This is a genomic window from Paenibacillus sp. P36 (assembly GCF_045866505.1).
Lineage (GTDB): Bacteria > Bacillota > Bacilli > Paenibacillales > NBRC-103111 > Paenibacillus_E > Paenibacillus_E chondroitinus.
This window is the reverse complement of the sequence record NZ_AP038372.1, coordinates 5,123,023-5,149,393: the sequence shown is the minus strand read 5'-3', so window position 1 is coordinate 5,149,393 and position 26,371 is coordinate 5,123,023. Positions and strand designations below refer to the sequence as shown.

General features: G+C 40.1%; 33 protein-coding genes. 22 read left to right on the top strand and 11 right to left on the bottom strand.

Annotated features, from left to right (window positions below; all coding sequences use genetic code 11):
• Positions 1–14: 14 nt before the first annotated feature.
• From ACKTT9_RS23210 to ACKTT9_RS23195, 4 genes are all read left to right on the top strand, one after another.
• Positions 15–1,178 carry a metallophosphoesterase gene (locus tag ACKTT9_RS23210; RefSeq protein ID WP_407867803.1) on the top strand — a complete coding sequence of 388 codons (1,164 nt, stop codon included), beginning with the start codon at positions 15–17 and terminating at the stop codon, positions 1,176–1,178.
• Positions 1,179–1,184: 6 nt separating this feature from the next.
• Complete coding sequence (locus tag ACKTT9_RS23205) at positions 1,185–1,736, top strand: hypothetical protein (RefSeq protein ID WP_407867802.1); 552 nt, start codon at positions 1,185–1,187, stop codon at positions 1,734–1,736.
• Between the two features lie 5 nt (positions 1,737–1,741).
• Positions 1,742–2,779, top strand: coding sequence for a CobW family GTP-binding protein (locus ACKTT9_RS23200; RefSeq protein ID WP_407867801.1), 1,038 nt, complete (start codon positions 1,742–1,744; stop codon positions 2,777–2,779).
• A 212-nt stretch (positions 2,780–2,991) separates the two neighbouring features.
• On the top strand, positions 2,992–3,453 hold the full coding sequence (locus ACKTT9_RS23195; protein WP_407867800.1) for a Fur family transcriptional regulator: 462 nt from the start codon (positions 2,992–2,994) through the stop codon (positions 3,451–3,453).
• A 175-nt stretch (positions 3,454–3,628) separates the two neighbouring features.
• Here ACKTT9_RS23195 and ACKTT9_RS23190 read toward each other — a convergent pair whose 3' ends face one another.
• Positions 3,629–4,669 carry a polysaccharide deacetylase family protein gene (locus tag ACKTT9_RS23190; RefSeq protein ID WP_407867799.1) on the bottom strand — a complete coding sequence of 347 codons (1,041 nt, stop codon included), beginning with the start codon at positions 4,667–4,669 and terminating at the stop codon, positions 3,629–3,631.
• A gap of 174 nt (positions 4,670–4,843) precedes the next feature.
• On the opposite strand from ACKTT9_RS23190, the gene ACKTT9_RS23185 reads away from it, so the two are divergent.
• Positions 4,844–5,899 (top strand): hypothetical protein, encoded by a 1,056-nt coding sequence (locus ACKTT9_RS23185; RefSeq protein WP_407867798.1) that lies wholly within the window; start codon positions 4,844–4,846, stop codon positions 5,897–5,899.
• Positions 5,900–5,903: 4 nt separating this feature from the next.
• Here the strand turns inward: ACKTT9_RS23185 and ACKTT9_RS23180 are convergent, their stop codons facing one another.
• Positions 5,904–6,398, bottom strand: a complete 495-nt coding sequence (locus ACKTT9_RS23180; protein WP_407867797.1) for an N-acetyltransferase family protein — start codon at positions 6,396–6,398, stop codon at positions 5,904–5,906.
• Between the two features lie 117 nt (positions 6,399–6,515).
• On the opposite strand from ACKTT9_RS23180, the gene ACKTT9_RS23175 reads away from it, so the two are divergent.
• Positions 6,516–6,800 carry a hypothetical protein gene (locus tag ACKTT9_RS23175; RefSeq protein ID WP_127452252.1) on the top strand — a complete coding sequence of 95 codons (285 nt, stop codon included), beginning with the start codon at positions 6,516–6,518 and terminating at the stop codon, positions 6,798–6,800.
• Positions 6,801–6,865: 65 nt separating this feature from the next.
• On the opposite strand, the gene ACKTT9_RS23170 is transcribed toward ACKTT9_RS23175, so the two are convergent.
• A complete protein-coding gene (locus ACKTT9_RS23170) occupies positions 6,866–7,036 on the bottom strand; it encodes a hypothetical protein (RefSeq protein WP_157321339.1) in 171 nt (56 codons plus the stop codon).
• Between the two features lie 231 nt (positions 7,037–7,267).
• Between ACKTT9_RS23170 and ACKTT9_RS23165 the strand changes: the two genes are divergently transcribed.
• From ACKTT9_RS23165 to ACKTT9_RS23155, 3 genes are all read left to right on the top strand, one after another.
• On the top strand, positions 7,268–7,531 hold the full coding sequence (locus tag ACKTT9_RS23165) for a hypothetical protein (RefSeq protein WP_127452254.1): 264 nt from the start codon (positions 7,268–7,270) through the stop codon (positions 7,529–7,531).
• 123 nt (positions 7,532–7,654) lie between these two features.
• Complete coding sequence (locus ACKTT9_RS23160) at positions 7,655–8,374, top strand: metallophosphoesterase family protein (protein WP_407867796.1); 720 nt, start codon at positions 7,655–7,657, stop codon at positions 8,372–8,374.
• 290 nt (positions 8,375–8,664) lie between these two features.
• A complete protein-coding gene (locus ACKTT9_RS23155) occupies positions 8,665–9,753 on the top strand; it encodes a hypothetical protein (protein WP_407867795.1) in 1,089 nt (362 codons plus the stop codon).
• Positions 9,754–9,816: 63 nt separating this feature from the next.
• Here ACKTT9_RS23155 and ACKTT9_RS23150 read toward each other — a convergent pair whose 3' ends face one another.
• Positions 9,817–9,981, bottom strand: coding sequence for a hypothetical protein (locus ACKTT9_RS23150; RefSeq protein WP_407867794.1), 165 nt, complete (start codon positions 9,979–9,981; stop codon positions 9,817–9,819).
• Positions 9,982–10,097: 116 nt separating this feature from the next.
• On the bottom strand, positions 10,098–10,307 hold the full coding sequence (locus tag ACKTT9_RS23145) for an alpha/beta-type small acid-soluble spore protein (RefSeq protein WP_127452259.1): 210 nt from the start codon (positions 10,305–10,307) through the stop codon (positions 10,098–10,100).
• A gap of 209 nt (positions 10,308–10,516) precedes the next feature.
• On the opposite strand from ACKTT9_RS23145, the gene ACKTT9_RS23140 reads away from it, so the two are divergent.
• On the top strand, positions 10,517–11,962 hold the full coding sequence (locus ACKTT9_RS23140) for a PAS domain S-box protein (protein WP_407867793.1): 1,446 nt from the start codon (positions 10,517–10,519) through the stop codon (positions 11,960–11,962).
• Between the two features lie 118 nt (positions 11,963–12,080).
• On the opposite strand, the gene ACKTT9_RS23135 is transcribed toward ACKTT9_RS23140, so the two are convergent.
• The gene (locus tag ACKTT9_RS23135) at positions 12,081–12,569 is read right to left on the bottom strand and encodes a hypothetical protein (RefSeq protein WP_407867792.1); all 489 of its coding nucleotides are present in this window, start codon (positions 12,567–12,569) and stop codon (positions 12,081–12,083) included.
• Positions 12,570–12,787: 218 nt separating this feature from the next.
• Between ACKTT9_RS23135 and ACKTT9_RS23130 the strand changes: the two genes are divergently transcribed.
• Positions 12,788–14,005: a Ger(x)C family spore germination protein gene (locus ACKTT9_RS23130; RefSeq protein WP_407867791.1), complete on the top strand. Its 1,218-nt coding sequence runs from the start codon at positions 12,788–12,790 to the stop codon at positions 14,003–14,005.
• 130 nt (positions 14,006–14,135) lie between these two features.
• Here ACKTT9_RS23130 and ACKTT9_RS23125 read toward each other — a convergent pair whose 3' ends face one another.
• On the bottom strand, positions 14,136–14,321 hold the full coding sequence (locus tag ACKTT9_RS23125) for a hypothetical protein (protein ID WP_407867790.1): 186 nt from the start codon (positions 14,319–14,321) through the stop codon (positions 14,136–14,138).
• A gap of 386 nt (positions 14,322–14,707) precedes the next feature.
• Between ACKTT9_RS23125 and ACKTT9_RS23120 the strand changes: the two genes are divergently transcribed.
• Positions 14,708–14,968: a hypothetical protein gene (locus tag ACKTT9_RS23120; RefSeq protein ID WP_407867789.1), complete on the top strand. Its 261-nt coding sequence runs from the start codon at positions 14,708–14,710 to the stop codon at positions 14,966–14,968.
• A 637-nt stretch (positions 14,969–15,605) separates the two neighbouring features.
• Here ACKTT9_RS23120 and ACKTT9_RS23115 read toward each other — a convergent pair.
• Positions 15,606–15,779: a hypothetical protein gene (locus ACKTT9_RS23115; protein ID WP_407867788.1), complete on the bottom strand. Its 174-nt coding sequence runs from the start codon at positions 15,777–15,779 to the stop codon at positions 15,606–15,608.
• A gap of 60 nt (positions 15,780–15,839) precedes the next feature.
• Between ACKTT9_RS23115 and ACKTT9_RS23110 the strand changes: the two genes are divergently transcribed.
• Positions 15,840–16,529 carry a hypothetical protein gene (locus ACKTT9_RS23110; RefSeq protein WP_407867787.1) on the top strand — a complete coding sequence of 230 codons (690 nt, stop codon included), beginning with the start codon at positions 15,840–15,842 and terminating at the stop codon, positions 16,527–16,529.
• Between the two features lie 246 nt (positions 16,530–16,775).
• Here the strand turns inward: ACKTT9_RS23110 and ACKTT9_RS23105 are convergent, their stop codons facing one another.
• From ACKTT9_RS23105 to ACKTT9_RS23095, 3 genes are all read right to left on the bottom strand, one after another.
• Positions 16,776–17,057 (bottom strand): tyrosine-type recombinase/integrase, encoded by a 282-nt coding sequence (locus ACKTT9_RS23105; protein WP_407867786.1) that lies wholly within the window; start codon positions 17,055–17,057, stop codon positions 16,776–16,778.
• A 116-nt stretch (positions 17,058–17,173) separates the two neighbouring features.
• Positions 17,174–17,512, bottom strand: coding sequence for a hypothetical protein (locus ACKTT9_RS23100; RefSeq protein ID WP_407873097.1), 339 nt, complete (start codon positions 17,510–17,512; stop codon positions 17,174–17,176).
• A 436-nt stretch (positions 17,513–17,948) separates the two neighbouring features.
• Entirely contained in the window at positions 17,949–19,310 is a 1,362-nt protein-coding gene (locus ACKTT9_RS23095) for a hypothetical protein (RefSeq protein ID WP_407867785.1), read from the bottom strand.
• A gap of 403 nt (positions 19,311–19,713) precedes the next feature.
• Here ACKTT9_RS23095 and ACKTT9_RS23090 point away from each other — a divergent pair, with 403 nt between their 5' ends.
• The 9 genes from ACKTT9_RS23090 (at position 19,714) to coaD (ending at position 26,364) form a co-directional block, all read left to right on the top strand.
• Positions 19,714–20,082, top strand: a complete 369-nt coding sequence (locus ACKTT9_RS23090; RefSeq protein WP_407867784.1) for a hypothetical protein — start codon at positions 19,714–19,716, stop codon at positions 20,080–20,082.
• Positions 20,083–20,088: 6 nt separating this feature from the next.
• A complete protein-coding gene (locus tag ACKTT9_RS23085) occupies positions 20,089–21,360 on the top strand; it encodes a DNA polymerase IV (protein WP_407873096.1) in 1,272 nt (423 codons plus the stop codon).
• Positions 21,357–21,722 carry a YolD-like family protein gene (locus ACKTT9_RS23080; protein WP_407867783.1) on the top strand — a complete coding sequence of 122 codons (366 nt, stop codon included), beginning with the start codon at positions 21,357–21,359 and terminating at the stop codon, positions 21,720–21,722. Before ACKTT9_RS23085 ends, ACKTT9_RS23080 begins: the two co-directional genes overlap by 4 nt.
• 172 nt (positions 21,723–21,894) lie before the next feature.
• A complete protein-coding gene (locus ACKTT9_RS23075) occupies positions 21,895–22,479 on the top strand; it encodes a hypothetical protein (RefSeq protein ID WP_407867782.1) in 585 nt (194 codons plus the stop codon).
• Positions 22,480–22,524: 45 nt separating this feature from the next.
• Complete coding sequence (locus tag ACKTT9_RS23070) at positions 22,525–23,163, top strand: hypothetical protein (protein ID WP_407867781.1); 639 nt, start codon at positions 22,525–22,527, stop codon at positions 23,161–23,163.
• Positions 23,164–23,599: 436 nt separating this feature from the next.
• Positions 23,600–23,791: a type II toxin-antitoxin system HicA family toxin gene (locus ACKTT9_RS23065; protein WP_407867780.1), complete on the top strand. Its 192-nt coding sequence runs from the start codon at positions 23,600–23,602 to the stop codon at positions 23,789–23,791.
• Positions 23,792–23,888: 97 nt separating this feature from the next.
• Positions 23,889–24,311 (top strand): type II toxin-antitoxin system HicB family antitoxin, encoded by a 423-nt coding sequence (locus tag ACKTT9_RS23060; RefSeq protein ID WP_407867779.1) that lies wholly within the window; start codon positions 23,889–23,891, stop codon positions 24,309–24,311.
• 963 nt (positions 24,312–25,274) lie between these two features.
• Positions 25,275–25,838 (top strand): 16S rRNA (guanine(966)-N(2))-methyltransferase RsmD, encoded by a 564-nt coding sequence (rsmD, locus tag ACKTT9_RS23055; protein WP_407867778.1) that lies wholly within the window; start codon positions 25,275–25,277, stop codon positions 25,836–25,838.
• Positions 25,839–25,860: 22 nt separating this feature from the next.
• On the top strand, positions 25,861–26,364 hold the full coding sequence (coaD, locus tag ACKTT9_RS23050; RefSeq protein WP_407867777.1) for a pantetheine-phosphate adenylyltransferase: 504 nt from the start codon (positions 25,861–25,863) through the stop codon (positions 26,362–26,364).
• The last annotated feature ends 7 nt before the right edge of the window (positions 26,365–26,371 follow it).

Below are 26,371 nucleotides of genomic sequence, written 5' to 3'. Positions count from 1 at the left end.
ATGGGAGAGGTAAAATGAAAATGCGTATGGTTCTGAGTATCACCCTTGTATTTGCCATTATTTTCGGGTTGAACGGTTACATCGGTTGGCACGGTCAGGTCTTTCTATCCAACCAGTTGGGTTCTTGGTTTCATCCAGGCCTATATTGGGTTGTCTTCTGGATCGTTGCCTTGTCGTATCTATTAGCATGGGCTGGTTCCAAAGTTCTGCCTGCTGGGATGAAAATGGTATTAAAAATCGTCGGTTCTTACTGGTTTGCCATGATGCAGTTCGGTTTCCTGCTGCTGCCGTTAACGGATGTGGTTGCAGGAGTGCTTCATTTGGCATCCGTGCCTGCTGCTACTTATACGCCTATCCTTGGGTGGATAGATGTAGGGATTCTTATTCTTCTTATGGCACGTGGCTCCTATAATGCACGTAGTCCTGTTTTAAGGAAGTACGAGATTACGGTTCCGAAAAAAGCAGGCGACTGGGAGCAGTTACGCATCGCTGTGGCTTCGGATATCCATTTGGGCTCCATTGTAGGCAATCGTCATTTGCGAAAGCTGGTGAAGCATGTCAATGGCTTAAAGCCGGATTTGATCCTTTTGCCAGGTGACGTTATTGATGATGATATTAGACCGTTTATCCGCTATGATATGGGTACGACGATGCGAGAACTGCAAGCTCCTCTTGGGATTTATGCCGTATTAGGCAATCATGAATACATTGGGGGGCATATTCCTGCCTTCATCGAACAAATGGACAAAATCGGTATTCGTGTACTCATGGATGAAACTGTCCATATCCAAGATCGGTTGTATCTGGTGGGCCGAAAAGACAAGGCGGCCGAACGAACGGCCGAGGGGCGAAAAGCACTTGCGTCCTTGCTAGACGGGACTGACCTAGGCCAGCCTATTATTGTTATGGACCATCAGCCCTATCACCTGGATAAAGCGGAAGCTGCGGGCGCTGATGTCATGCTTTCAGGGCACACGCACAGGGGACAGATTAGTCCGAATCACCTCATCACAGGAAGGCTTTTTGAGCTGGATTGGGGGTACTTAAAAAAGGGGAATCTGCATGCCATCGTTTCCTCGGGCTTTGGTACGTGGGGGCCGCCGGTTCGTCTAGGAAGCCGTTCCGAAATTATTGAATTAATCATCCATTTTAAAGGCAACGAGAGAAAAGAGGAATAGATTACCATGCAAGATGCAGAAAAAAAACAAATCACACCCGATGAACTAGCTGCAGCTATGCTGCAGTTCACGATGAAAAGCATCGAAAATAGCTGGGATACGATCAAGCCGGCAGTCGCCGCTTATTTACAAGATCCGGTTTTAACGCAAGAGAAAGAAGACGAACTCATAAAAGAGATTTACATAGCCGCTCTAGCGCTAGAAATTTATTGTATTCCTCATGCCTTCGATGCAGAAATTGCTCGCTTGGTCAGTTCGGGAATGAAAGAAATGATGGCTTCAAGCAATTTGTCCGAGCATCGTTTATATGAATCGATTAGTCAATACTATCTGCCTCGTTTGTCAACTGTCGAACTATCCGCAACAGCAGATTTGGCTTTGGCGCTCGCTCAAGAGGTCGCAAGTATTTTATATGACCGCTTAGAGCTTCCACTAAAGCCGGTTGACCCGACGAACAGCTTGTTGTGGGTGAAGCTGTTTCCGTTTCTTGTCCAGCATGTAGGGAAATGGCCGATCTTATCTACAAACTTTGAAGTCATTCAAGAGCGGAGGCAGTAAAGGCGATGGCACAGAAAAGAGTTACGGTGTTTATTTTATCCGGCTTCCTTGGGAGCGGGAAAACGACGTTATTGACGAAAACAATTGATCATTTTACCGAAGCGGGTCGAAAGCCGGCAGTTATCATGAATGAGATCGGTGAAGTGAATTTGGACGGACAGCTGGTGGCAAATGAAGTGCCGATGTCCGAGCTGCTGGGCGGCTGCATTTGCTGCTCAAGCCGAGGCGATCTGGCAACAGCTCTTCATGAGCTAGTAACCGGGGAACAGCCTGACTTGATTTTCATAGAATCCACAGGGATCGCAAATCCCATGGAAATCATTGATGAAGTAACAGACGCTTCGCTTATCATTCCAGTGGAGCTCAAAGCCGTCATCACCGTTGTAGATGCTCCACAACTGCTGGAGCTTAACCGGACAAGCAGGGGCAAGACATATCGCCTGATGAAGGAACAAATCCGGTGCGCGAACTTGCTTCTTTTGAATAAGACAGATCTGCTCACGGGTACGGCGCTTGAGGAAGTGGATGCCCTTGTGCGCGAATGGAATCCATATGCCTCCACACATTTTACAGTCTTCAGTCACATTGATATGAGACTCGTTGAAATGCTCGAAGAAGAGGGATACGCTCCGACTCATTTGACGGACGGACCTGCTTCACATGATCATGAGTCTGACAATCCCGCATCACACGAAGAACATGAACATGCTCACGAGCACGGCAGCCACCATCATCATTCTCATAGCCATGTGATGGCGTATACGCACTTTTTTGAACGCGCAGTAGATAGTAATGCTTTTGAAGAGTTTGTCAGTAAGCTTCCTCAAGAGGTGTATCGCGCTAAAGGAATTCTTAGCTTCTCTGATACATCAAGCCGGTTCTTATTTCAGTATGCGTACAGGGAAATGGATTTCGTTAAAATTACGCCAAAAGGTGAAGTGCCCGATGTTGCAGTATTTATTGGGGAAAATTTCTCAAGAGATGCCGTTCGGGATGCCTTGCTGAAGCTCGAGTCCATGTCTGATAATGACTCCAAATCTTAAGTGGAATTTATTAAAGGAATCCCGGCAACCTAGCGCTGTGGGTTCTTTTTAATGTCCGTAAATACGTCATTAATAATAAATATTACTATTATGTGTTATAATGAGTGAGAGGCAAATTGGACCAGATTGTCGAAACATGGATGGTCAGCTACTTGACGTAGGATGCCAATTTGCTGCACTATGTTAGTAGAACAATTCTTGACAGAGGGGTAATGCAAGTGGGCACTCATACACATACGATTGACGAGATGCTGAAGGCCATGGCTCAGCAGGGCTGGAGAATTACAGAGCAGCGCAGGAGTTTGGCAACATTATTTGCGGAATCTGGAAGTTATTTATCGCCGAAAGACGTTTATGAATACATGAAAGTCAAATATCCTGGTGTGAGTTTCGATACGGTGTATCGTAATCTTCGACTGTTGAGTGAGATGGGCGTGCTGGAGCAGTTTCATTTGGCGGATGGCTTGAAATTTAAAGCGAGCTGCTTATCCCACCATCATCACCATATGATCTGTGTGGGCTGTGAGAAGACGGTGACGTTCGAATTTTGCCCGATGAAGCTGGTTAAGGATTTGCCGGAGAGCTTCGAAATTCAAAGTCATCGGTTTGAGATATTTGGATATTGCTCAGAATGCAAGTCATCGGCAGCCACTGCTGCACCAATAGAACATTAAAAAAGTCATGGAACTCTTCGTTCCGTGACTTTTTTTTGGCGGAAAGAACAGCCGAGAGCGTACCTTGGGGTGCTTTTGTTCGTAGATAAGAGAGTATAAGTTTTAACTTTTGCTTCGCTCTACCTTGACAAACGCGCTCGTCCTGAATGGACGACGAAGTCGTTTATCCTTGGGTTTATTTGTTTTTGGTCACGTGCAGCAGCTCAGGTACAGTGACAAAGGTATAGCCGGCTGCTTTGAGTTTTGTGATTAATGGTCCTATGGCCTGAACAGTCCCCGACAAATCCTGGGTTTCAGCTCCACCGGAGTGCTGCAAAATGATAGAGCCAGGTTTCGTTTGCTGCATAATATTGTTCAGCACCTGCTCCGAGTTCAGCGATTTCCAGTCAAGGGAATCGACATTCCAGTTTACGATCAAATAATGGTGGTCAGCGACCCATCTGACCTGCTCCTCATTAATGGCTCCATAGGGTGGGCGGATAAGCCTAGGCGCATAGCCGATTAAGCCTTGCAGGACATTTTCCGTATTCATAATCTGGTTTTGGAATTTGTCCACCGATAATTTCGGTAGATTCGCGTGACTGTAAGAGTGATTGCCAATGACATGGCCTTCGCGAACAATTCGTCTAACGATATCAGGGTGGCTACTAGCCTGTGAACCGAGCACGAAAAAGGTTGCCTTTACCTGGTTAGCCTTAAGAGCATCAAGCACCTTGGGTGTAAACCGCGTATCAGGCCCATCATCGAAGGTTAGTGCGACCTTCTTCTCCTGACTGGATCCGCGCAGCTTGAAGGTGTCCGGATATTTGACTACGAGCTGCGAGAGCGTAAGTTTTTTCTGTGAAATTCGAACTTGGCCTGAATTTTTTTGAACGGGAACGGATGGCTTCTTAGAGCTGGATCCTTCCGTATGCGCGGCTTTCTTCGGGTTTGTTCTAGGCGATGGGCTAGGTGTAACAGCCGTTGGTGCAGATTTAGGTGATACGGTAGCTTGAGGTGTTGTCGTCGGTGTTAATGCTTCTATGTTCCCTGGGCTCGGCAAAGGTTCAAAATCAAAAACGCTGTCATCGAGACTGGACTCTAGTGTTGCTTCTTGCTCATTGACATGTGCATTTTGTGTTGAGCGCTGATCCTGATATGGCTTGCTTTTAGGCACACCGCACCCAGCAGCTAGCAGGCAAACGATGGCAGCGGAGCACACCCACTTGGTGGTCATGGCAATCCCTCCGAGCATTATGATATGCTCTAGCTTTTGTAATGAAGGGACAGCCTATCCTGTGAAATAAAGGAATAACATCTATTGGAAGCCATGGACATGAACTATTTCCAGTCATAGAGCGTCATTACATATACTTGAACCGGAAAACGTGAAAGGAGCGAGGAGAAGGACATGATAGCTCTGATGAACAACAAAAAATTAATGATATTGATCGTTTTTGTGCTGTGCGCAGGCTGTTTTCATGAACAAACCTCGACTCTGCCGACAGCTGCGACCCAATCGACCAAACCAGATAAGCAAATTAGTGGACTATCAGTCATTCCAGGAGAAAATATACAAGTACATGATGAAAATGTTCATAAGCCGAATGTCCCTACCAAAGCCATTACATTCGTGAATGAGCTGCAAGGTTATGGGATTACGTCTGGAAAAGGAAAAGCTTCTCTCATGCAAACTGGCGATGGTGGGACCACTTGGAAGCCTCTGAGAGGAATAGACGCTTTGGCGGCGCCAAGTATGCTGTCTTTTCTTGATTCTCAAACGGGCTGGTTGCTGACAAATGAATCGAAAGACCAAGAATCGGAGCTTAGCTTAACCGCGGACGGAGGTCAAACATGGGAGGTAATTGCACAGGACTTGCCTGTGCTTGAGGCAGAGAAGGAAATCATGTTCTTTCGGTTCTTTGATCGACAAAATGGATTGATTGCCGTTCGCAACGGCAAGGACTTGGTATTGCTTCGGACGCAAGATGGGGGAATTACTTGGTTAGCCTCAAATCGTATTCCTATGCCAAGCGAAGGCGTGGTTACATTCCTTTCATCTTCAGAGGGTTGGTTTGTTGGCTCGAGTTCATTCTCGAGTCCAAGTGAAAAAAACAAGGCGGCTGTAACGTTATACCGTATGACAGACGGGGAATCATGGGAAGAAGCAGGCAAAATATCTACGTCCCTCGTACCGAAGGCACTGTCCTTTGTGGATGCAGCACATGGTTTCGTGCTGCTCCAGACGAATCAGCAGAATCGTGCTCAAGGGCAAGAGCGACAGCTGCTTCGGACCCGCGACGGCGGCAAAACATGGAGCCAACACACGTTTCCCGCCGCGTTCCAGCCGCTTGATCTGAATTTACAAGTGAGTTTTGTTACAACAAGCAACGGCTGGCTCTGGGATGCCCGGAATTTGTGGAAATCGAAAGATGGAGGCTTGAATTGGCAGCTGTTAACGCCTTAGGATGTCAAATGATTTTCTGATAGGTTACGATATCAAGGAACTTGCCCCATTTGAAGCCAACCTCACGGAAGTGAGCGCACTGCGTGTAGCCATTTTTAGAAAACATATGAATACTAGGCTTGTTATCTGCACAGATCGTAGAGATTAAGGAATGAAAATCTTGTTCTTTCGCGAACGTCTCAATAAATTGGATGGCGGCGGAACCGATTCCTTTGCCTACGCACCCAGGCTGTAAATAGATGGTCACTTCTCCTGTAGTGGCATAAGCTTGCTTTTTCTTGTGAGGCATTACTTGCACATAGCCCTGGAGTTCTCCATTCAATGTGATCACAAAAGTTTGAAAACGCGAGTTCGGATGAATAACACTTTCTGTAAATTCGGTGATTGTAACAGGTTCCGTATGAAAAGAGGCGGTGGAATTCATGACGAAATGGTTGTAAATGTCCATTAAAGCCGGAATATCCGACGCTTCTATTGTTTTAAACATAACTGTAGACATATAAGACTCCTTCTCTTCTTTTTCAAATAGACATCTAGCATCATTCCATGTATCTTAGATATAATATCTTACTATTAAAAGAAGATAAAGTTGAACATCGTAAATAGGGGGAGTCACATGTCGGGCAGTTCGGGTTACATTCTCGTGATTGTTGTTGGAATCATTGTACTTGCAGGTCTTACATTCATGAATCTTCGCAAAATTAGCAAATCCACCGCGGACTTGACCCAACTCAAAAAAAGAACGCTTCTCTGGAGTGAGATCTCACTGGCGTTGTTTGTTCTGCAGTTGTTCTTCCGTGATCGGCAGGGCGGATTCTTGCTTTTCTTTGGGATTCTGACACTATTTACAGGGGCTCACTACCTTGGTGTGCTGTACTATTCGAAAAAAAGGGGTAAATAACAAACGGAGAGAGGCTTTCCTAAGTAGTCAGGCTACTTGGAGGAAAGTCTCTTTTTTATGGGGTACTACTCGTTCCAGCTTGATGGTTGTGTTTTCGTCGGCAGTCTCAGCTTCTGGTACCATTTTTTCTTTTTCTTTTGTTCTAATAACGTTTTTAACTGAAGCATAACAAGCTTCGCTCTGTCCTCGTCGGCATACTTGTCTCGTAGATGTTCGAAAATTGTTGGATCTTGCATTGGATCGGATACCTTCTTTTCTGACTGTAAGATAAATGCGAAAAAAGGAGAATATATGTTCTTGTTTGACTATTATAGCATATGAGTTTTCGAGATGCTAGTCAACTTTTGCTTCATGAGAATCTTCTTGTGGGGCTATTTTTGTTTACCTCTTTTAGGTAAGCGCTTAGATCCAATCCTCTGAACTCCGCATTTAATGTAGAGTACCTAACCATAAAGAGGTGAAGACAAATGGCTCGAGTAAAAGCAGTTCGTAACACTGACTTCGTTTTGATAACTTGGGTAAGAAACCCGCTTCGTCCAGGTTCTGCACGCAGAATCACCGCCTCTCGTGTGATCGGAAATGCCTCGCCATGTACGTTTACGTTAGCTCCCGGTAGACTATTGAATAACGCGTTTGCCTGCTTGTTGGATGCAGATATCGGTTTTAAAGTGGTGTATCAGAAAAATACGTCAAGCATTAGCGGTGTAGTGTTGCTGCGGCGTAATCGTTAAGTATAAGCTGATTTAAAACCACCGTGAGGTGGTTTTTTGCTGATCAAAAACGACTAAACCTCGTGGACACGCAAAGTAAGTAATGGTAAAATTTATCCATTATTGTTAGGGGGTCAAGTTCGGATGAAAATAGCTTTTATTTCAGATATACATGGAAACGCAATTGCTCTTGAAGCGGTTTTAAACGATATTAAGCAAAATAATGCAGATAAAATTTATGTGCTAGGCGATCTTTGTTACCGTGGACCGGAACCCAAACGATCTCTGGATTTAATTCGTTCTTTGAATACTGAAGTGATTAAAGGCAATGCAGACGAGTGGGTAGTCCGCGGCGTTCGCGAAGGGGAAGTTCCGCGAAAAGTGATCGACCTCATGAACATCGAACGTGATTGGATCTATTCCAAACTTGAACCGTCTGATCTTGCGTATTTGGAAACACTCCCAACAGAAATTAATTGTGAGGTAAGCGGAATTCGAATACATGCTTTCCATGCAACACCGGATAGTTTATTTGAGATCGTACTTCCGAACGAGGACGACGCTGGTTTGCAGAACCGCTTGATGAGTTCACAAGATGCGCAGATCTATGTATACGCGCACATCCATAAAGCTTACATAAGACACTTGAATGGTAAAGTGCTTATGAATGTTGGAAGTGTTGGGCTTCCGTTTGATGGCATCACTAAAGCTTCCTACGGTCTGATTGAAATTGAAGAAGGTAAATTAAAAACATCTATACAGCGTGTTGATTTTGATACGGAGAGAGTAATCGAACTTTACAGGAATGTGGGCTATCCTAATGCAGAAATGATGTCGGGGATTGTTCGAAACGCTAGAGTTTGAGTGGTCAAGTGTCATTTCTAGGGCGCTCGGGGGCTAGTAGAGGTTGATGTGGCCAGCGTTCATGACAAGGCTTCAGAAGAAAAATATCGGTTGATTTGCGGATAGCCTATTCCTTGGGGGATAGGCTATTCTTTTGATATAAACAATGGGCTGCCTTGTGATTAGGTGGAGCGGGTAGAAATAAATCCATTTGGGCACGGAAATCTAAGCGCAAAAGAAAGAAAATAATGTTAAATGTTGGAAAATAAATGTTAATTATGTTAGTATGGCTAGAGGGAGGGGAGGGAATTATGTCTTCAAAGAACAAGATAGTATCAATTTTGATTATTGCTGCTAATGTATTGTTGTGTACATCGGTTTATGCTAATTCAGATACGAACTGGGACTACCCAACTAGTAGAATAGTGGAAGCTAAGAAGATCGAGAATAAACTGTTTATGACTACGAGCACGGTCCAATGGAGTGCTGATCAATTAAAATTGTTTCAAAGCAACAATGCTTCTAAACAATTTTTTCCTGCCTTATCGTACAAAGTAACCGGTTCTGATGAACTAAGGTCGAAGCTTATGTTAACCAACGCACCTGGTGCAAAATTTACAAGAAAGCTTGCCACCTATGCTGAAGGGGAAGAGATTAAATTATCCATTCAAAACACTACTCATTTAGTCGCAGATAAACCATATGTATTCTATACAGCATGGCTGCATACAGCAGATAGCGATTCTCAAGTATCATTACGTTCTATGCAAAGATATTCTCAACCCAACGGAACTCTAAATGACCTATCTAAAACCGACGATGAAATTGCACGCATTACGTTCGATAAAGCAGAACCCATCAATAAGAAATATAGGGAAATTTACCTTCCTGAATCGTTTGATAGTCCCTTCAAGCAATATACAGCGGAAGAAGAAGCGGCTGCAGATGTTAATAAAGTGAAGAGCTACGCTTTGATTGATTCCAAAGAAAAGCTAGAATCTTATAAACGCGAAAATGCTCAAAGATTGAAATTTGCTTCTGACCAGAGTAAGGTTCAATTTGCTGTGACATTTAAAAATAACGGATTCACCAGACCAGATTTGCTAGCCAAAGAGTATAACTTGAATCTTTCTCAAATTTATGCTTCAGGGATTAAAGAGAATGGGGAAGAGTATACGGTGAGTTGGTATGATACTGGAATGGAAGTAATTTCATTGATGAACCTGAAAGAGTCTGGATTTAAGAAGTTCGAAGTTACGGAATTAGAGGGCACGGCATATGTAGGCGATTTACAGAAAATGAGTCAAATATCCAACGTTGATGTCATTGAGATACAGGGCGAGAATGAGAGGCAGGTTCCTACTGGCGTACACTGGCTAAATGTGCGTTACGGAAATTAAGCAATAAGTAGAGCTGGCTGCTGAGCAGTCAGCTTTATTTTAGTTATCGAAGTTCGTGCCTAATTAATTTCCATCTAAACTTGCACGGCACGTCTCAGGCGTTGTTTCTGCTTTGATGCGGTCATTCATACTTTTACCTTCATCTGTTGTATGAAAGCCATCTATTGCAGTATTCTGACTAAGGTCATTTGTTGCTTCTTTAGATTCGTGCTCACTCTTTTGTGTCATTCTGTAACATCTCCAATTTACTGTTAGTTAGTACCAAAATAAAAAGACTTCATTACACCTGGAGGAGGCTAGGTGGCTAGAAGTCTTTTTTGCAAGCTTACTTTTCCATCAAAAACTTAACGTTGAAAACCTTGAAGCTGCTGCTCAGCCATTTGTACCAGTCTTTTCGTAATGCTGCCACCAATAGAGCCTGCATCGCGAGTCGCGAGATTTCCATTGTAACCATCTGGTTGTAAAGGTATTCCCAATTGTTGAGCCACTTCAAATTTCATTTGATTTAAAGCTGCTTTTGCTTGAGGAACAACTAATGTGCTATTGTTTGCCATGGAAAAAATCACTCCTTTTCTTGGTGTATTTATATCATTTGGAGTGGAAGGAATTCTTATGCATTCAAAATCAAAAATTATTTTCGTCAGATATTGCACAAAGCGTCTTAGAGATGTACTTTTGTAAAAACATCTATACAACGGATTGAAAATTGCTGTTATAATGCCTTTGTTAGGTTTTTTACGTACTGCTTTACACGGAGGATCGGATGCTAACTAACTTCAATGACCATAGTCTTCTCTTACATGCATTTGAAAAATCTCCAATTGGAGTGGCTTTTTTGTCTTATGATGGAAGCCTTTTCAAGGTTAATTCATCTTTTTGCAAAATGTTAGGATATAGCGAAAGTGAATTAATAAATCGGGGTGTTCCATCTGTTACCCATCCTGAAGATTTAGAAGCTGATCAGGAATTGTGGCGTCAAGTGGTGCAAGGTGAAAGAGACGCTTACCAATTAGAAAAAAGGTACATTCATAGATCCGGGGCCATTGTGTGGGGGCTTCTACATGTTACTATCGTTAAGAACCAACAGGGAGTCAATGCTAATAGCATACTCATCTCCCAAGTTGTAGATATAACAGAACAAAAAAAGAAGGAAGAAGAGTTCAAGAGGATTGAAGAACTGCACAATCTTATTTCCGAACATTCACAGGATGTTATTTTGCGTTTAACGCCGGACGGAATGATCTCATATGTCTCGCCAGCTATACGTAACCAACTCGGATATGAGCCAGATGAACTTATCGGAACATTTGCCTATGATTATTGGCATCAAGAAGATTTGAAGTCTAACTGGTTAAAGTACGGTTATTATGAAAACTCGGATAGCAGAATATTTGTTTATCGTGTTCGGCATAAGAGTGGTCATTATATCTGGCAAGAAGCACACTCCAAAAGAATAAGAAATGCTGCAGGAGAGATTCAACATGTTATCAGTATGGGTCGTGATATAACAGAACGGATACAGTCTGAAGAATTAATCCGTAGATCCGAGAAACTTTCCTTAGTAGGCGAGCTTGCAGCTGGAATCGCTCATGAAATTAGAAATCCTTTGACTAGTTTGCGAGGATTTATGCAGTTATACGTGAAAGAGGATATTGAAGGCATAAAGAAATTACGCAATGAAGTCATGATATCAGAAATTGATCGAATCAATGAAATTGTAAGTGAGCTTTTAGTGTTAGCTAAACCTTCAACTGAGGCATCGGAATTAAGGGATGTGGTACATGAATTAAATCATGTTACACGATTATTTGAAGGACAAGCCAACCTTTACAACGTTCAAATCAATAAAGAGTTGGATGCCAATTTACCGCTTATCCAGTGTCAACGCAGCATCAATCAAGTATTCATCAATGTTTTAAAGAATGCTATTGAATCCATGCCTAAAGGCGGACAAGTGACCATAGAAGCCAAGCAAAAAAACGATGAAATTCATATTCGAATTCATGACACAGGACATGGAATCCCACAAAATGAAATATCCAAGATTGGAAATCCTTTTTTTACGACCAAAGAAACAGGAACAGGGTTAGGATTAATGGTTTCAATGAGGATCATCCAAAATCATAACGGGACTATGCGAATTGAGAGTGAAGTTGGGAAAGGGACTATAGTGGAAGTTGTTTTGCCGATTGTTAGTGGGATTCTTTAAGGGAATAATAGTGCTTAAAAAGCCAGTCCGCGAGAACGTAAGTCATATATAGAAACAATAAGCCCGAGGGTAAATTCCCATGGGCTTTTTTCATCTGATGAACAGCTTTCATCAACGATCAATGCTCAGATTTCGAAGTTCGTTTCATAACACGCAAATGAAAAGGCAAATAGAAATAGTATACAACCAAATAAACAGGTATCGAGTACAAGGGGTTCCAATGCTTTAATGTCATTATCCCAACAGCGACAGCTAGCCACTCGGCGAGCTCTGATACAGCTGTAAAAAGTATGGTGTAGAGAAGTTTTTTGTATTCATGATAAACGTTTAGATAAATAACAGCAAAACTTGGAGGAATAATAGTGTACATGAAGAACTCAGGGATACCGCGTTTATTAGGGCTACCAACGTCAAACAAATCAAGCCAAACGGAAAATATAGTATCGATAACCCAAACAAGTCCAGCGATTACACCAAAAGTGAGATAGATCTCTGGCATGTTTAATCTTTTGGGCATAAAAACGATGAACAATAACAGGAAAACACCAAGAATGGCTGAATACCACCAGCCTTTACTAAAATCCATATTCTGAATGATTTGATTCATAGCAGACCACGCACCTCACATACTGGGAATGGTCGTTAGTTTGCCCTTTAAGTGGATTTTTATGAATGATTGCGGGAGAGCCAGTTCTATTATAACGAGAAGAGGTAGCCTGATTTTCAATTTTTTATAATATGCATAGAAACATAAATTTGGATAAAAATATTTTGAAGGGAATGTTTGGAAAAGTGAGATGATTCGAAAAAGTCGGGGTGATCAACTTGTTGCAAAATCTGAGTAAACAGATTCTTGTATTTCTGTTGATTGTTCCTTTGCTTTCGGGATGCTGGGATCGCCTAGAAATTGAAGATCGTGCTGTCGTTTTAGCGATTGGAATCGATGAAGCAAAACCTGGCGATGAGAAGGAAACCAGCAATGCAACGCATATTCTCAAACTGAATCCTAGGACAAATAAGGGATTACTCCGGATTACGGTCCAGATTGCTGTTCCCGGAAGGATTCCGCTCGGTGCGAGCAGCCCTTCCAGAGAAAAACCTATTTGGGTACTATCCAGTGTTGGATATACCATTGAGGATTGTTTAATGAATTTACAGCAGCAGCTCGCAGATCAGTTGTTCTATGGTCATTTAAGGGTCATCGTGCTATCGGAGGCTATCGCCAAAAAAGGGATTCAGAATGAGAATGATTTCTTTCGACGTCAGCCGCAAGTTCGAAGAACTGTTTGGATGGTTGTCTCAAAAGGAGAGGCAGCAGAGATCATGCATGCCATGCCGCAATTGGAAAGGGTGCCTGCACTATACTTGCTCGCCACTTTAGACGATGCCAGAGAAATGGGGAAACTCCCTAACAATTTTTTGGGAGTATTTTTTAGTCAATCCTCAGCGAAAGGGCAGGAAGGATCAATTCCCTACTTGGAGTTAAAGAAAGCATCGAACATTGAAATCTCTGGATTGGCTTATTTTCGGGACGATAAAATGGTGGGCACTTCGACAGCCCTGCAGATCGGCCATTATATGTCGATTAAAGAGATTAACCCTGGCGGGTATAGTGTTATGCATGAATTACCCGGTGGCACAAGGGTTATATTTAAAGCGACACATCGGACATCGAGAATAACCACAACCATCCAAAATGGAAACGTACACGTCAAAATAAATTGTCAAATGGAAGGGGATTTAGAGGAAAAATCAGACGAACGCTTCAGCGTTACCGATGAAATTCTTAAAAAGTTGGAGGTCAAAATCCAAAGAGATGCCAAGCAAGGTTTTGAAAAATTCATTCAGCAAACCCAGATGGATGGTAGCGACATTTTTGGTTTCGGTGAGTATGTGCGTGCTACACAGCCTGGTTATTGGAACAAGCAGGTCAAGACAAAAGAAGCGTGGCAGCGTCAGTACGCAGACATAAACTTAGATGTTAATATTTTCGTTAAGATCAGGAGAATCGGCACAAAAAACCGATCAAGAAATTTGGAGTGACAATAGAAGGATCAATTTTAGAGGACTTTTAATTATTTGTGAAGAATAGAAATATTTGTAACAAATAATTGAAGGGACTGATTCGATGAATTTTATTGTTATTATGATCGTTATATTCGTTATTTGTTGTTTAATTGGCATGTTTACCAATAAGAATAGAAGAGGTAGCTCTACCCATCATCACAATCATAACTCTAATTTCTTTAATAATAATTCTTCTGATCATGATATTAATCGTCATCACCACAATCATCATAATCATCATAACAACCATAGCCATACTCATCATGACCACCACCATAATCACCATCACCACAATGATTCCTCCAGCGGAGGAGGAAGCGACAGTGGAGGGGGCGGTGATAGCGGAGGCGGTAGTAGTAGTGATTAATTGAGAGAGTCGATTTGACTCTCTTTTTTTGTTGGGCGTGCCCAGAGGCACGCATTATCTGGTTGGTGAAAGTCCAACCAAGGGAGGGGTCAACGAGTGCTTTTCGTTTAGTGAGATTGCTGGAATGCTTGGGGTTAGTAAAGGAAGTGTAGAGGTATATGTGATGCGGGCTCAGAAAAAATATCAGAGGACTTGCAGAACAGCCTTTTTCTTGTATGATAGGTTTTTAATTTCTTTAGTATATGAATGTACGCTCTATGCTACAATCATGAATATAAGGTAGGAATTGGTATTGATAATAGGAGATTATTATGAATTATTTATTGATATTTGTAATTATATATTTAGCTATTTTTACTAGAAATTATCTATCTAAGATTTTCTCTCAAAATATCTCTGTAAAATATTTAATAATTAGTTCCTTAGTGCAGGTAGGAATACTTGGACTAACGATATTTATTATAAAAGAGTTTAACTTTTCAAACTTTTTGGCTTATACGTTTTTTGGTGTTAGTTTGATTGTGACTCTATTTGTGGATAGTAAAATAGAAAAACTTTATTTACAAGAATAGAACAATTTCAGTCAGGAAACAAAATAAAGCAACCTATTCCATTCGGGATAGGCTGTTTCTCAATATAAACGTTATTGTAATAGAGAGGAGATTAAAATTATAGCCATGCATATCACGAATACGATAAGAAGTGCCTTCCACTTTTTTGTTTCTGTAGACAGAAATATGAAGTAACTGATTTACGACATACATAAAATATTAGAAAGCCATTTAATGTTAGCCACCAACCCGACTTCTTGCCAAGGAACAGTTGAGTTATACAAGCACTGTCGGCTGAAAGAGGGGTGCTACATACCCATAAAGAAATGGAGTGGATGCCATTTTTTGATTTTGATCTTACCGCCGAAGAAAAAATAGTAAGTTTTTCAGTGGTCTCATCACAGGAAGGCTTTTTCGGTTTGCTTCACTAATTTTGTTTTGCTTCATTAAATATAGTTTGCATTGACTTGGAAATGTATCGGTGCACGATTGGTGCACAGTAGCAGAAAAACCTTTGTTAGGAACATGGCGCGAAAATAAAGAAAGCTGAAAGCCATTATATCAAGGCTTTCAGCTATTTTATCGTTGTAAATTAATACGACGGCCCTTTTACGGGCCGTCTCATGGGAGAGGAGTTTCGACACTCTTGATATAACCGTTATGCTCTGAAAAAGCCTGATTTATTTAAGAAGTTAGTACGATTATTTGTTTTTATTTGTTCCATTCTTGTCGCCAAATTGTTTTTTGGTCGCCAAATGGTCGCTAAGAATTTATTAGCTCTGGGGTTTTGCTGATAAAATGGGCAAAACCTTACAAAATTTACTTGTTGCATTCTTTTCATCCTTGTTATAATAAGAAGTCACTTATACTTTTTGATACACGGGAGGAATTTGTGAATACAACTAAAAATAAAGATTTAAGAATAGCATATGTGATAAATGAGAGAAAATTCAAGGAATTAGAAGCAATAATGAAAAATGTATCTGAAGATATAACTTATGACGTTGATTGTATTGATGGTACTTCAATTGTTTTCACATCATTAGATGATTTGTTAAAATTCCCCAATCGAAAAGAAAAGCAATACAAAAGGATTGAAGTAAGTACACCTTATTTGACAGACCGCATATCAATTACGTTTTCTAACTACGATTTTCGCTCTATAAGTTATAGAGTTAGTGGGGATGAAAGGAATGTGGATTTTTACTCAGGTCAAGTCGAAAGTTTTCTAATGAGTTTAAGGCCGTGGTATAGTTTCATTGGTGCTGGGAATTTTATCAGCTCAATGATTGGATTCTTCTTATTATTCATGTGCCTAACATATATTTTAGTATTACTAAATATCTATAAGTCAATAGATACTTGGGGGATAATTATTATTTCGATAATTGTTTACTCATTATATGAAAAGATGAAAGGTTTTTTATTTCCAGTTGCATCTTTTGAACTTGGTGATGGAATTGAGAGAGTTAAAATGAAAGGGAGTATAAGAAATTTGATTTTAGGTAGTATAGGATTGGCAGGTGTTTTAGGTTTCCTAGTTAATCAAATTCCACCATTGAGATCATTGTTAGGGTACTAGAAAAGGCTAATGAGTGTTCACATACTAAAGGGGTTATTTAACTGAAATCTTTTTGTTGGCAAATAATTATGATCTTACGATACTAAGGAGAAAGATGTTTGGCTCTAGGGGAAAGTAAGTTCAATACAATAAAGGACCAGTCTAGAACTGTGGTATTTCTTCGACTGGCTCTTGTTGTAAATAAACCGTTGTCTTGGGATTTCGATATTGTACTAATAGGTAAGAATTTTAAGAAGATACTTGCAATTATTTAATGTTGGAATCAAAGAACGAGTCAAACTTACTCGCCGCCGTAAAGTCAGCAGACTGAATAGCATGTCCGTACACATCCATTGTTGTTGCAATTTTGGAATGGCCTAATCGGCTAGAAATAATTTTTGGATGAACACCCTGATTGATTAGAAGCGTGGCGGAGGTATGGCGAAGGTCGTGAAACCTGATGTATTTTAATTTTGGGTTTCGCTTAATAAAGTCACCCCATTTATCACTAAGTGTTTTAGGATAATAAGGAATCCCATCCGTAACCACGCGGCATTTTTATGCCCAATCGATGAACGACCTGTCTCTTCAGGCTTGTTCGCGCAGCAATTCGTTTCTTTAGACTAGGCGCTCGTAATCCAAATTTCAAAGGATCAACCCCTTTATTATCTAAACGTTGTATGCTTCGTCTTCCACTTCTCCAAAGCAATAAAAAGCCAAAAGCTATAAATGCCAAGCGTAATAAAAGTCAGTAACCACCATTTAATCCAATTCCCGAACAAACCCATTGCAGTACCGTCAAATTGAAGCCTTCTGCCGTTCACAACGGTATGTTCAATTTTCCATTTATAAATCATGGTCAAACTCCAAGGGTAGCAAATTCCAAACGTTATCAGTGTTACCAAAGTACCTAAGATGCTCCAACCTATGTACTGAAGAAGTCCGCCATCGAAATAGGAATTTAGTTCTATTTGTTCATTTTGTTGCCCTGCATTCACATTCATTACAACACTCACGATGATCCGCCTACCCTTAGAAATATTCTCCATCGGTTGAAGTTTTTGCTAAATATTTTGTCGTAATTTAGTTTAACAGGTCTATGTATTTTTTACCATACAAAATGATGCCTAATTTGAAGCACGGGAATTAATGTATAAAACTAAATTGCATCGGTATCTACAAAGAGCAGAAAAGCCCTCGCAATCGCGAAGGCCTTTTCTAATTTCATATTTCATTTTTTGCTTTTAAATTTAATATTATCAGTGGACTACTTCATTTTCATCAAGAAACCCACAAGTTGTACCATTATCCTCTAATGTAGTGAGTTCTAGCGCTTTCCCATTTTTGATTGCTAACCAATCCAAGATATGCAGTATTCACCTTTTTTGAACTCCAAGCAAATCCAAAATACGTTTGGTTGGTCATTCTGTTATCTGTCATTTAGTCGTAATAAATAGTGGCACTCCAATCATGTGGCACTCCATTTGTGTGTCTGTCACATTGAAACTTTCCAGCAACAGTTTTTCCATCATCTGATATAGTTCCTGTCAAAATACAATTATTACTATCACTAGCATGTGTGCGTTCAATCGTTACTTTATTTCCTGTGCGAGTTACTGTCATAACCGCTTTGAAAGGATCACCAATCCATTTCCAAGTAGCATCGAAGATACTTGTGCCTGGGCGCCGAATCCAAATTACATTCCCCGATTCTACTTCCTGCACCCATCGTGTGCCCAAATTATCTGGATCAGTCGGAGTCATTTTTGGTGGTTCGGTTAACAAAGACATGTCAATTTGCGGTATTAAGCAACTAGTCTTATTTGCAATACAAGATAATGCGGTTTGATTAATTTTTGATACCTCATTACTAATAAGATTAAATTGTTCATTTATTAATTTGACATCCAAATTCGCAAATTGATTTGGATGATCGATTGCAAATGTTAAATCGTTTTGAAATTTAATAAATCTTTGTCTTAGAGAACCTAATTGCTCTAATGTAGATAATTGAATTGACACATCAAGAGGCGGAAGTGGTGAAATTGGAATATTATTGTACGGTATGACCAGAGCTCCAAATGGAAATCCTTTATTTCCAGCTACCTTCTCAGGAAATTCTAAAGCCTCTTTGATAAGTTCATCCGGTGTGACTTTAGACAATACAATACCATTACCACCAAGTTTCGATATAGTCGCTTTCATACTATAGGAGCTTTTGATTTCACTAAGGGTCTGTTCAAATGAAGCCTTCATACTTCCACTTATCCAGCCAGATGTTCCTTTTCCACTTAGTTTAGTTTTGATCTCATTAAAATGCTCAGTTGTGTCGCTTTCAATCTCTAATACTCCTATAAACTCACCACCTGTTTTCACCCCATATACAAACGAATCTCCAAAATTTCTAATAAAAGTATCAGGATCGTTTTTATATTGTTGAGATATTTCAGGACGGAACTTTATTTTAGACATATCCAATTCGGTAGTTGCATTTAACACGCTGGTTTGCACAATAACATAAATCGTGTAACTGTTCTGTTTAAACGAATTAACAAAGTTAGCACTGACTGAACCACTTGCAAATAAACCAAACTTCATGGATGCTCTAGCCGATACTTTCAATTGTTCACTAAGACTTAGTGTACTACTTGCAAGTTCAGCTCTAAATAAAACACTTTGCCCAGTAGCAGGTAGCTCACTAGCGGTAGTAACGTTATCGAATACAGGAACTGGATGGATATCTAATGTTGCCGTATTGTATCCGACTCCAAGATTCATTCCGTCAATAAATGCAACTTCCATTTCAACAACCTCCCGGTTTTAATTCGATTTTAGATTAACCAACTTCTCGAAAAAAATAACCAAATAATAAAACAAAGACACAAAAATTGTAAAATACATTAAAGGTATTAGGTTAGAGACTCAAAGAAAATTAGTTATCCCAGCTTTTTTCATTTTAGTACTGCAATCACTATTCTATTTCCAATGAATACTACCCTCAAAAGTAAGTTAATTTAAGATGAACCCGATACGTTTATATAGGTTTCACTAAGGCGAATCGTGAACTAGATTTTGATGAGTTTTCCCACGGGCTCTATAGCTTGGTGGGGTCTTTAAATATTCATTAAAAATAACTTGAATAGCGAATGCGTGTTCGATATATAATATAAAACACAAACAAATGTTCTTATTTTGAGGTGATTAAATGAGTGTCATGACAAATGTTGAGGCTGACGAAGATGTTCAATTAATCAAAGAATTTACATTGCTTCCTATTTTGCTGGATATGTTGGCAAGAGATTCTGAAGAACTCAAGGTCCACAAAGATAAAATTGTATATAGTCATATTCTGTTTTATTTAAAAGAGGTTGAGCACACAATTTATCCTGAAATACAAAAAATTAAGAGTAAAATGAAAAAACGAGACATTAAAGTGTTGAACACGTCAACCACTGCTTTAGGCATAAATGTTGAATATAAAGTTCGCGGATACATCCACCATTTTACAATGCTACGAAGTTTGATTAAGGCTGAACTCATGACTACATTAATGAGAATGCGGAGGTCGTTGTAAATGGTATTGAGAGAAAAAAGTGAGCGTACTATTTACCTCTCGGATTGCCAATCTTTTTACGCTAGCGTCGAAAAAGCTTCTCATCCTGGCTTAGAAAACCTCCCGGTTGTGGTGGCCGGAGATCCAGCTAGGAGATCAGGAATTATTCTAGCTGCTTGTCCAATAGCCAAGAGCTTTGGTATTAGTACAGCACAGAGGCTTGGAGAAGCACTACAGTTATGTCCGAATGTAATTGTAATGCGGCCCCACATGCAACGCTATATTGATGTATCTCTTGCGATTACGGATATTTACAAACAGTACAAAGACCTTGTGGAAGTATTTTCGATTGATGAGCAGTTTCTGGACGTGACAGGCTCGCTCAATCATTTACGCTGTAATGCAGAAGAACTGGCAGTAATGATTCAAAAAAAGGTCGCGGCATCAATGAATGTACGCATTCGTGTTGGCATCGGCCCTACTAAAATCCTTGCTAAGCAAGCAACGGACAATTTCGCAAAGAAAAACCAGAATGGCATTTTCACACTTGGTAAAGAAGATGTAGAACGTGTGTTATGGCCTCTAAGTGTAGATAAGATGTACGGGGTTGGGTCGCGTATGACGAGACATTTTGTTAATCTTGGCATGACCACAATCGGTCACGTTGCAAGGACGCCGTTGCATGTTCTCAAGCAGAAGTTCCAAGCACGCTTTGGTAAACAGTCAGATATTCAGGCCGAGGTCATGTGGCGTACAGCTAATGGTCTCGATGATAGTCCAGTCACGCCAGGAACATTCAATGTAGCTCCGAAATCAATTGGTCACGGAATGACCTTGCCAAGAGATTATACTACAGCAGAAGAGGTAGATATTGTGCTTCTGGAATTAACGGAGGAAGTGTGCCGTGATGCACGAAAAAAGGGTTATACGAGCGGAACTATTCATGTATTCTGTATGTGCTCACCGTACGATGCTCCTACTGGATTTAGTCAACAGAGGAAAATGCCTTTTGCCACGAACAATACACTGAAAGTATTCGGATCAGTTCGTGAGATATTTCATCGGAATTGGAATGGTCATCCAGTACGCAAAGTTGGTGTCACACTAGGTTCTCTTGATGATGAGGAAATCACACAGTTGGACCTCTTTGAGGACGTAATTAAGCTGAGAAAGCTAGATGGTGTATTGGATGGTATCAAAGATCGGTTTGGCAACACGGCTATTATTAGGGCTTCAAGTTTAATGAAAGCCGGACTAGCAGCTGATAGAGTAGGCAAAATTGGAGGTCACTATAAATGAGTAAAAAATTAGAACTTAACGGACTTTGGGAGTCTAGTCGCATGATGCTTCCGCAGCATAAAGAAGCCGCGATTAAAAGTCGAAAAGAAAATCAACGAATTTCGCGGCCTATACGAGATGAGCAAGAAATTCAAAGTATTTCAGAGATGCTGAGTTTGTCCCAGATGTATAAAAAGCCACTTGTACTAACATTGTATGAAGAATTTAAAACTCGATCAGTTACCGGCATCGTAGCACGCAGTAAGCATGGTGAATTTCGATTTGACATAGTTGAGACTTCTAGCGGAGCGGGGGAGTGGGAATGGATTGCTTATAGAGACGTTCTTAAAGCTGAATTATTCAAAGAGTGGACAGATGATTGAATGATTTATGCATAAATAAATAATAAATAAATAATAGGAGAGGTTTTGGAACGAGCTAAGGATAAAATTGAAGAAGCAAAAATGAGAAGCCTATTCCTTTTGGGGTAGGTTTTTATTTTTATAATATATGATACATTATCTTATATTACAAAAATTAGGAGAGTGTTTTATTTTGAACAACGGATCTTGGTTTGTCATTTATTATGGAATGGCATTAATCATTTTAGCTTTTTACAGATTATTGGATTTGTCTGTATTGAATGAGAAATTTTTATTAGCTGTAACGTTTTCAGGATTCTTTTTTATTTTGTACGATTTATTCGATTTCATTTTTGATAAGAATGTTGATAGTAATAAGTGGTTAAGAAGGTTTTGGTCTTTTATTTCAGCAAATACATTGAACTTTGCTGCTATATCACTTGTTGTTATTCCGTTCTTACCTTTTTCAGATGATTCTAGTGTAAAAATTAAAATAAGTGAATTCTTGGGAGTTTGTGGGATAGGAATAGTAATTTTATTGATTGGATTGAAAGCTAAAGAAAAAATGAATTTAGTACTTAAGATTTCGACTGATGCTTTATGTAGTAATGAAAAATCATTGGAAAAAATTATTATTGAAATTGACCGTATTAGAAATGAACTTAACATCATAACAACCGAAGCAAAATCCGATATTGAAAATGTTAATACTCTTCTTACTAATGTGGAAAATATAATTGAAAAAATAGAAAGAGATGAAGATACAGAAAATAAATGATGATTTGTTTTAAAAAATGTGATTATATGTTGGGGGTAAATAATAATGAATAATTGGGAGTGGAACCTTGATCTTGTTGTGCGAGTAGCTACAGTTGGGGTCACTTTACTTGGAGCTATAGCTGCTGGGATTGGTGCCACCATAGCGATTAGAAAATACTTGTATGAGAAAAATAGAGAAATATATATAAGAAGATTAGATGAAGTGTACGCACCTTTGTTTGGATTAATTGTTAAACAAAGAATGTACTCAGAACTATACCCTGAAAGAGAAATCCCTCATAATCGGTTAATAACATTAGTGGCTGCTCACGCAAGAAAAGGAGCAATTCATACAAGATTGTACGCTGATCCTGAGAAGAGGACCCTAACGGATAGAGAGTTGAAAAAATTGGAAGATATGGAGTATGGTTTGGATGCTGAAGACTTCATTACTATTTTTAGAAATGCTAATAAAGGCTTGATGAGACCTAAGTTATTAGAATTGTTTAACCAGTACGAAATTCTTAGCTTCGCGATAAATGTGAAAGAGTCCTATAACGCAAATTCCACTGAAGCTGAAAAAGGACTTGATAGTTCAAGGAAGAAGCAAGCAGCATTTAAAAGAGAAGATGTTGAAGAAAAAATTATTGAAGAAATTACAGAAGGATATCACCAAACTATTGGGATGTTAAAATTAAAATAATATTACTGTGTGATAAGTAACAACACAATTTTGTCAATCAGAATAAAGGTAATTCACGTGAATTATTAAAAACTTACTGGATTCTTTTTCAGACTTTTAATCGGAGGAGTGACAGGTTTTAATCAAAAATTTTTAGGAACGTAGATCTTCACAGGATTAGTGGTAGGAAAGTTTCTGGTATATTATTTCAATTTGTAGAAAAACAAATTTTCAATTTTCTTAAAAGAACATATCAAATAACATCAAAGAAAGTGGTAGCTATCAGAGAATAGTTGCCACTTTCTTTTGTAGTATTCTATTCCAACAGTATATCCTAATTTCAGTGGAAGAAACGGCTCAGGATACACTTTATTAGTACGTGTAAATATACGTATAAAAATTATTGACACGTATTATTATACGTATTATAATTAAATTATGAAAGGAAGTTGATGCGATGGCAAGTTGGTCTTCGAGGGATATAATAAAAGTACTCGAATCAGAAGGATGGTACTTGGTCAACACAACAGGCAGTCATAATCAGTTCAAGCACCCCTCGAAACAAGGTAGAGTAACAGTACCTCACCCAAAAAAGGATTTACCTATTGGAACAGTAAACAGCATCCTAAAGCAGGCGGGGCTTAAATAGCCCCTTCCTATAAGGATTTAATATAATAGTTTTTTAAGTGGGCAGTAGATAATAAATTGGTTATTACACTAATAAGGTTAGGAGTGGGTTATATATAATGAACAAAGACCGGTACGTGTTTCCGGCGATCTTTGATTATGCAGATGACGGTATTACCGTAACATTTCCTGACTTGCCTGGCGCCATCACTTGCGGCGATACAGACAACGAAGCCCTAAGTATGTCTAAGGAGTGTTTAGCACTGCATCTCTATGGCATGGAACGTGATGACGAGGAGATTCCGAAACCAACATCGGCTCGAAATGTCGCTTCTGAGGAGAACCAAGTCGTTGTACTAATTGAAGTATGGATGCCTCCATTCCGTAATGAAATGGCAAATAAGGCCGTTAAGAAGACACTGACTATTCCGAAGTGGCTTGATGATCTTGCTGCTGAGCAAAACGTAAATTATTCGCACATTCTCCAAGATGCACTTAAAACGCACCTTGGTGTCAGTGATCGACGAAAAAGTCCCCGCTAATTTGGATGGTTCTCTTAGCAATAGGAGAATTATTTCTTCTTACTACATTACACCCAAATCAAAACCTTCGATGGAAAAGAATAAATAAGGAGCTCTGCGATACTTGGCGGAGCTCCTTATTTATTCGTAAGGATTTAATTATGTATATTGCATTACGTTAGACTTTAAATCTAGCTATTAGATGGGTGGTAGATATCCGTTAGGTAGTTCATTGCTGTAGTTGGGCTGACGAAACACATTAAGTCTTAGAAAATCAAAAATTAATCCATCTGGCCGTCATAAGCAAGAGAATTGCTTTGCTTTTTATTTTGGCATTGTGTTAAGTAATAATTACGGGCTCAAGACTTTGACCATAAATAGAGTTATAATGCGCTCTAAGTATGGTGAATTTGGTTTGAAGAAGTAGAATCCAATCTAGTAGCAGGGGGATGGTAATGGAGTGGATACTGAGATGTTCTTAAAACAGAATTATGTAATGAGTGGACAGAAGATGGAATGGCCGATTATAAAAAAACTACACTACTATATAATGAAGAAACAAAAAGCCCGAGGATAATTTCCTTGGACTTTTGTCTTTAATTTAGGGGTTATATGATTTACTTTTTTGAATTTGGTCGCCAAATGGTAGCCAAGTGAAAATATAGCATGCTATAATACATCATTTTAAGTTTCAGTAATCCGGGCTAATCCTTTATATGACAAGGGTTTGAGATTAATGTCCCATAAATTAATACGACGGCCCTTTTACGGGCCGTCTCATGGGAGAGGAGAAACCGGACGAAGAGCTTATGGGGAAACGTAAGTCTTCTCCGCGGTTGTCTACGACATTCTCTGATGTCGATAGTTCAAGGATGACCGTTTTACAGGAAATTTATACATGGCAGGCACAAAATTTTTGTGTCAGAATAGGGCTTGTGGTACGATAGCAAAAGAATGAACCAGTCAGAAGGGGAAAAGCGCAAGATGAGAGTGATTTCAGGCAGTGCCAAAGGCAGGTCGCTAAAGGCGGTACCCGGTATCAGCACGCGACCAACAACGGATAAAGTGAAAGAAGCGATCTTCAGTATGATCGGCCCTTATTTTGATGGCGGGCAGGTTCTCGATTTGTTCGCAGGCACGGGCGGGTTAGGCATCGAGGCTCTGAGCCGCGGGATGGATAAAGCGGTCTTCATTGATATTGAGAAGAAGAGCATCGATACGATCCAGCATAATCTGCAAGTAGCCGGGCTCAAGGACCAAGCCGAGATTTACCGGACAGATGCCGCTCGGGCACTGAAGGCGTTAGCGAAAAGGGAGCAGCAGTTCCAATTGGTTTTTCTAGACCCGCCATATAAAATGAAAGTGATTGTGGATCTGATCAATGCGATGGAGACACAAGCGATCGTTGAGGCGAGCACCACGATTGTAGTGGAGCATGACGCGAAGGATGTTCTAGACGACGTCATAGGCGGATTCCAGCAACAAAGAAGAGCGGACTATGGAGATACCGCTGTTACGATTTACAAGCAATCTGTAGGGGATGAATAGGCTTTTGAGAGGAGATGACAGCATGATGAAACAAGAACATGGCATTACTGTAGCTGTATATCCGGGAAGTTTTGACCCGGTGACGTACGGCCACCTTGATATTATACATAGAGCAGCGAAGGTGTTTGATAAGCTCATTGTTGCAGTACTGAATAACACGTCCAAAAACCCTCTTTTCACATTGGAAGAAAGAATGGAGCTAATCCGAACAGTGACGAAGGATCTCCCGAATGTAGAGGTGGATGGGTTCAGAGACTTAATGGTGAATTATATGAAGCACCGCAATGTGAGGTTGATTGTGCGCGGTCTTCGAGCTGTTTCTGATTTTGAATATGAGCTTCAAATGGCGTCAACGAATCACAAGCTCAACTCGGATGTGGAAACTTTCTTTATGACTTCGAAGCCCCAGTACTCCTACCTGAGCTCCAGTATCGTCAAAGAAATTGCGCGTTTTCATGGCCCGGTTGTAGATTTAGTACCTCCCGAAGTAGAAATAGCGCTGCAAAATAAATTTCCGAAAGCTTAAAGCAGCA